The following is a 6670-nucleotide window of genomic DNA, read 5'->3' as shown; positions in this document are numbered from 1 at the left end:
GATGGCCCCGGACCAGACGGTGGAGCTTCCGCGCCCGGAGCTTTCCGCGGCCAAGCGTGCGCTCATCGAGGCCAGGCTCAGGGGAAAGGTCCGCTCGTCGGGCATCGTCCCCCGCGCCCACCCCGATGGAGCTCCGCTTTCCTTCGCGCAGGAGCGGCTCTGGTTCATCGACCGGCTGGAGCCGGGGAGCGCCGTCTACAACCTCGGCGTGGAACGGCGCCTCGTGGGGCTGGACGAAGCGGCGCTGGAGCGGGCGCTGGGCGAGATCGTCCGGCGGCACGAGGCGCTGCGCACCACCTTCCGCGAGGTGGATGGCTCGCCGGTGCAGGTGATTGCGCCGTTCGACGGCTTCACGCTGCCGGTGGAGGACCTGTCGGGGTTGAGCATGGCGGAGCGCGCGGCGGAGGTGAGCCGCCGCGCCGTCGAGGAGGCGATGCTGCCGTTCGACCTCGCGGCGGGGCCGCTCTTCCGGGCGGTGCTGCTGCGGCTGGGCACCGAGGATCACGTGCTGCTCGTTTCGATTCACCACATCGTCAGCGACGGGTGGAGCGTGGAGGTGTTCGGCCGCGAGATGTCGGCGCTGTACGCGGCGTACCACGAGGGGCGGGCTTCGCCGCTGCCGGAGCTGCCGGTGCAGTACGCCGACTACGCCGTCTGGCAGCGCGAGCACCTGCGGGGCGAGCTGCTGGAGCGGCAGCTCTCGTACTGGCGGGAGCGACTGGCGGGAGCCCCGGAGCTGGTGGAGCTGCCCACCGACCGTCCGCGCCCGGCCGTGCGGACGCACCAGGGGTCGAGCGAGCCGGTGGAGCTCCCCGCCGAGCTGCTGGAGCGGCTGCGGGCGGTGGGGCGCAGCGAGGGAGCGACGCTGTTCATGGTGGTGCTGGCTGCCTTCCAGGTGCTTCTGTCGAAGTACAGCGGGAGCGACGACATCGTCGTGGGAAGCCCCATCGCCGGACGGACGAGGAATGAGCTCGCGGGGCTGATCGGCTTCTTCGTGAACACCCTGGTGCTGCGCACCGACCTGGGCGGAGACCCGAGCTTCCGCGAGGTGCTGCGGCGGGTGCAGGAGGTGATGCTGGGGGCGTACGACCACCAGGAGCTTCCCTTCGAAAAGCTGGTGGCCGAGCTGCAGCCGGAGCGCTCCATGAGCCACTCTCCGCTTTTCCAGGTGTCGTTCACGCTGGACGACGTGGAAGAATCGGGAAATGGCGTGTCCGGGCAAGAGCCGGGAAGTGGCGCGGCAGCGTCGGGCACCGAAGGGGGCGAGCCGGGTTTCGCCTTCGCGAGGTTCGACCTGGCCCTGGTCCTCCTGGCAACGCGCCGGGGCCTGCGCGGCGAGCTGAACTACGGCACCGACCTCTTCGAGCGCGGCACGATCGTGCGGATGGTCGGCCACCTGGCACGGGTGCTGGAGCAGGTGGCCGCGGATGCGGACGTGCGGCTCTCGCGGCTGGAACTGCTCGGCAAGGCGGAGCGCGAGCAGGTGCTGGAGGCGTGGAACCGCACGGAGCGGGGATACGCTGAGCCGCCGGCCCACGTGCTCTTCGCCGGGTGGGCGCGCCGTGCTCCCGAGGCCGTCGCCCTCCTGGACGGCCGCGAGGCCGTGACCTATGGCGCGCTGGACCGGCGCGCGGCGGTCCTCGCCGGGCACCTGCGCAGCCTTGGAGTGGGGCCCGAGACGCCGGTGGGCTTGTGCATGGAGCGCACGCCGGAGCTGCTGGTGGGGGTGCTGGGGATCTGGAAGGCGGGCGGCGCCTACGTCCCCCTGGACCCGGGGTACCCGGCGGAGCGGCTGGGCTGGATCATCGCCGACGCGGCGCTTCCGGTGGTGGTCGCCACGGGAGGGACGGCCGGGGTGCTGCCGGAGCACGGAGCCATCCTCGTGCGGGTGGACCAGCTTCCGGATCCCGCATCGGAGGCGGAGGCGGAGGTGCCCGCGTCCGATGCGAGCCTGGCGTACGTCATCTACACCTCCGGCTCTACCGGGCGCCCCAAGGGGGTGCTGGTGGAGCACGGCTCGCTGTCCAACCTGCTGGCCGCCACCCGCGACGCGTTCGGCGTGGGCGAGGGCGACGTGACGCCGGCGCTGGCGTCGTACGCCTTCGACATCTGGCTCTTCGAGGCGCTGCTGCCGCTCACCTCCGGCGCGGCGGTGCGCCTGGTACAGCGCGAGCGGGTGATGGACGTGCCCGCGCTGGTGCAGGAGATCGCGGACGCCACCCTCGTGCACGCGGTCCCCGCGCTGATGCGGCAGGTGGTCCATGCCGAGCGCGAGACGCCCCGGCTGGGGCGGCTGCGGCGCGCCTTCGTGGGCGGCGACCGGGTGGCGGCCGACCTGCTGGCGGAGATGCGCGAGGCGCTCCCCGCGGCGGCGTCGCACGTCCTGTACGGCCCCACCGAGGGGACCATCCTGGCCTCCACGCACCCGGTCCCGCAGGACGGGATCGTCGCGGGGCACCCCATCGGCCGTCCCCTGGGGAACGTGCGCCTGTATGTCTGCGACGCGCTCGGCGGCCCGCAGCCGGCGGGCGTTCCGGGCGAGCTGCTGATCGGCGGGGCGGGGGTGGCGCGCGGCTACCTCGGCCGCCCGGGAATGACGGCGGAGCGCTTCGTTCCCGATCCGTTCTCGGCGGAAGGCGGTGCACGCCTGTATCGCACCGGCGACCGGGCGCGCTGGCGGGCCGACGGGACGCTGGAGTTCCTGGGTCGCGTGGACGCGCAGGTGAAGATCCGTGGGTTTCGGATCGAGCCGGGGGAGATCGAGTCCGTGCTGCGGGGCCACGAGAACGTCACCGACTGCGTGGTCGTGGCGCGCGAGGACGTGCCGGGCGACCAGCGGCTGGTGGCGTACGTGGCCGGCGGCGTGGAGGCGGACGCGTTGCGGGAGCACCTGCGGCGCACCCTGCCGGAGTACATGGTTCCGGCGGCGTTCGTGGTGCTGGACGCGCTGCCGCTGACGCCCAACGGCAAGCTGGATCGCAAGGCGCTGCCCGCGCCCGATCTCACGTCGGCGGAGGAGACGTACGTCGCGCCGCGGACGCCCACCGAGGAGGTGCTGGCGGGGATCTGGGCCGAGGTGCTGCGCCTGGAGCGTGTGGGGGCGGAGGAAAGCTTCTTCGAGCTGGGCGGGCACTCGCTCCTGGGCACGCGGGTGGTCTCGCGGGTGCGGGAGGTGTTCGGCGTGGAGCTCCCGCTGCGCGCCCTCTTCGAGCGGCCGGTCCTCCGCGAGCTCGCGGAGGAGGTCGACGGTCTGCGCGGCACCGGCGCGGCGGCCGGAGAGAACGCCATCGCCCCCGCCGTGCGCGAGGGCGACCTGCCGGTGACGTTCGCGCAGGAGCGGCTCTGGTTCGTGGACGCGCTGGACCCGGGGAGCCCGGTGTACGCCATGCCGTTCTCGTACCGCATCACCGGCCATTTCGACGACGACGCGCTCCACCGCGCGCTGGCCGAGATGGTGCGCCGCCACGAGCCGCTGCGCACGACGCTGCCGGCGGTGGACGGCGTCCCCATGCAGCGGATCGCCCCGGCCCCGGCCGCCTTCGACCTGCCGGTCGCCGACCTGCGGCACCTGCCGGCAGAAGAGCGGCGGGCCGAGGCCCGGCGCCTGGAGGCCGAGGCCTCGCGGCACCGCTTCGACCTGGCGCGCGGGCCGCTCTTCCGCGCGTCGCTCGTCCACGTGGCCGACGACGAGCACCTGCTCCTCCTGAACATCCACCACGCCGTCAGCGACGGGTGGTCGCTGGGGGTGCTGGTGGAGGAGCTGTCCGCACTGTACGGTGCGTTTTCGCGCGGTGAGGCGTCGCCGCTGGCGGAGCCCGTGCTGCAGTACGCGGACTACGCGGTCTGGCAGCGCGAGCGGCTGTCCGGCGCCGCGCTGGAGCGGCAGGTGGCGTTCTGGCGGCAGGCGCTGGAGGGCGCTCCGGCGCTGCTGGAGCTGCCGACGGACCGTCCCCGCCCGCCGGCGGAATCGCACCGCGGCGGGATCGAGCACCTGTTCGTGCCGCCCGGCCTGACGGCCGAGGTGCAGGCGCTGGCCCGCCGCGAGGGCGCCACGCTGTTCATGGTCCTTCTCGCCGCGCTCGACGTGGTGCTGGGACGCCTGGCCGGGCAGGAGGACGTCGTGGTGGGGACCCCGATCGCGGGGCGGACGCGGGCGGAGACGGACCGGATGGTGGGGCTGTTCCTGAACTCGCTGGCGCTCAGGACCGACCTGTCGGGCGACCCGAGCTTCCGCGAGCTGCTGGGGCGGGTGCGCGAAAGCACGCTGGACGCGTACGCGCACCAGGATCTCCCCTTCGAGCGCGTGCTGGAGGAGGTGCGTCCGGAGCGCAGCCTGGCGCACGCCCCCGTGTTCCAGGTGATGCTCAACCTCGCCAACTTCCAGGACGGCGGCTTCCAGTCCGAGGGGCTCGAGGTGGCGGGGGCCGGCGGGGCCAGCGAGGTGACCAGCAAGTTCGACCTCACCCTGTACGTGGGGGAGGGGAACGGCGGGATCCTCGTCAGCCTGGTGTACGCCGCCGACCTGTTCGACGCGCCGCGGATGCGCGGCCTGCTGGCGCAGCTGGAAGGCGTGCTGCGCCAGGCCGCGGCCGCGCCGGAAACCCGCCTGGGCGCACTATCGCTGGCGACGGAGGCGGCGCGGGGCGTCCTTCCCGACCCCGCCGCGCCGCTGGACGAAACGTGGCGCGGCGCCGTGCACGAGGTCTTCGCGGCGCGGGCGATGGAGACGCCGCACGCGCTGGCGGTGGAGGACCCACGCGACCGGTGGACGTACGCCGAGCTGCACGCGGCGACGGACCGCATCGCCCGCGGGCTCGCCGGCCAGGGGGTCGGAAACGGCGACGTGGTGGCGATCACCGGCCACCGGAGCGCCGCGCTGGTGCGCGCGCTGCTGGGGACGATGAAGAGCGGCGCGGCCTTCCTCGTCCTCGATCCGGCCTATCCGGCCGCCCGCCTGGCCGAGTACGTCCGCATCGCCCGCCCCGCCGCGCACGTCCACCTCCGCGCCGCGGGCGACCTGCCGCGCGAGGCGCTGGACGCGCTGGGGGAGACGGTCCGCACCACCGTCGTCATCCACCCGCGGAGCGAAGAGCCCGCGGACGCCATCCATCCCGCCGGCGCTCCGCTGAACGTGGACGTCGGGGCGGACACGCTGGCGTACCTGTCGTTCACCTCGGGGACCACGGGGACGCCCAAGGCGGTGATGGGGCGGCACTCGTCGCTCACGCACTTCACGCCGTGGCTGGCGGCGGAGTTCGGCCTCTCCGCCTCGGACCGCTTCAGCCTCCTTTCCGGGCTGGCGCACGACCCGCTGCACCGCGACGTCTTCACCCCCCTTCAGCTCGGCGCGGCCGTCGTGGCGCCGGAGCCGGACGAGACGGGCACCCCCGGCTACCTCGCCCGGTGGATGCGCGAGGCGGGCGTCACCGTGGCACACCTGACCCCCGCGATGGGCCAGCTGCTGGCCGACGCGTCCGCGGGGGAGCGGATCGATTCGCTGCGCCGCGCCTTCTTCGTGGGCGACGTCCTCCGCCGCGGCGACGTGCAGCGGCTGGCGGCGCTCGCGCCCAACCTGCGCGTCGTCAACTACTACGGATCCACCGAGACGCAGCGCGCCGTCTCGTACCACGTGGTCGATCCCGCGTCCGAGCAGAAGGAGATCATCCCCCTGGGACGCGGGATCCCCGGCGTGCAGCTGCTGGTGCGCAGCGCCGCGGGGGAGATCGCGGGGATCGGCGAGGTGGGCGAAGTCTGGATGCGCTCGCCGCACCTGGCGGCCGGCTACCTGGGCGACGAGGAGCTCTCCGCGTCGCGCTTCGTGGCCAACCCGTGGACCAATCGGGCGGGCGACCGGCTCTACCGCACCGGCGACCTGGGCCGCTACCGCCCCGACGGCGGGGTCGAGCCGATGGGGCGCGCCGACCAGCAGGTAAAGGTGCGCGGCTTTCGCGTGGAGCTGGGCGAGGTGGAGGCGGCGCTCGGCAGGCACCCCTCCGTCCGCGAGGCCATCGTCATGGCGCGCGGGGAGGTCGACGCCAAGCGGCTGGTGGCGTGGCTCACCTCCACCGGCGAACGGCCGGCGGCGAGGGCGATGCACGACCATCTCCGCGCGCTGCTGCCGGAATACATGGTGCCCTCCGCCTTCGTGTGGCTGGAAGCGCTCCCGCTGACGCCCAACGGCAAGGTGGACCGCCGCGCCCTCCCCGATCCGGAGGCGCCCTCCACGGCCGCACCGGTGGAGCCGCGCACGGTCACGGAACGGGTGATCGCGGAGATCTGGACGGAGGTGCTGGGCGTGGAGAACATGGGCGTGGAGGCCGATTTCTTCGTGCTCGGCGGCCACTCGCTCAAGGCGACGCAGGTGCTGGCGCGCATCTCCCAGCGGCTGGAGGTGGAGCTTCCCCTGCGCGTGCTCTTCGAAACCCCCACCGTCGCCGGGCTCGCCGCCGCGGTCGAGGCCGCCGTGGCCGCGGCGGACGACGGCGGCGGCGGCGCCATCGCCGACGCGCTCGCGGAGCTGGAGGGGCTGAGCGACGAGGAGGTGGCGGCACTGCTGGCGGAGATCGGGGAGGGGGCGTGAGGGCGGGCGTGGGGCAGCGGTGCGCCCCGGCGTCCGCGCCGCGGTAGAAAAGCCCTCTCCCACCGCTTGCCGCCGCTTGCCGGGGACGGC

Annotated in this window: 1 protein-coding gene; it reads left to right on the top strand. The window is 74.0% G+C overall.

From position 1 onward, the window contains the following. Nucleotide 1: 1 nt before the first annotated feature. On the top strand, nucleotides 2–6580 hold the full coding sequence (locus tag VGB24_RS07350; RefSeq protein ID WP_331072293.1) for an amino acid adenylation domain-containing protein: 6579 nt from the start codon (nucleotides 2–4) through the stop codon (nucleotides 6578–6580). Nucleotides 6581–6670: the final 90 nt, after the last annotated feature.

This window comes from Longimicrobium sp., assembly GCF_036399935.1.
Lineage (GTDB): Bacteria > Gemmatimonadota > Gemmatimonadetes > Longimicrobiales > Longimicrobiaceae > Longimicrobium.
Note: the sequence above shows the minus strand (reverse complement) of the source record. Positions and strands in the feature narration are given on the sequence as shown.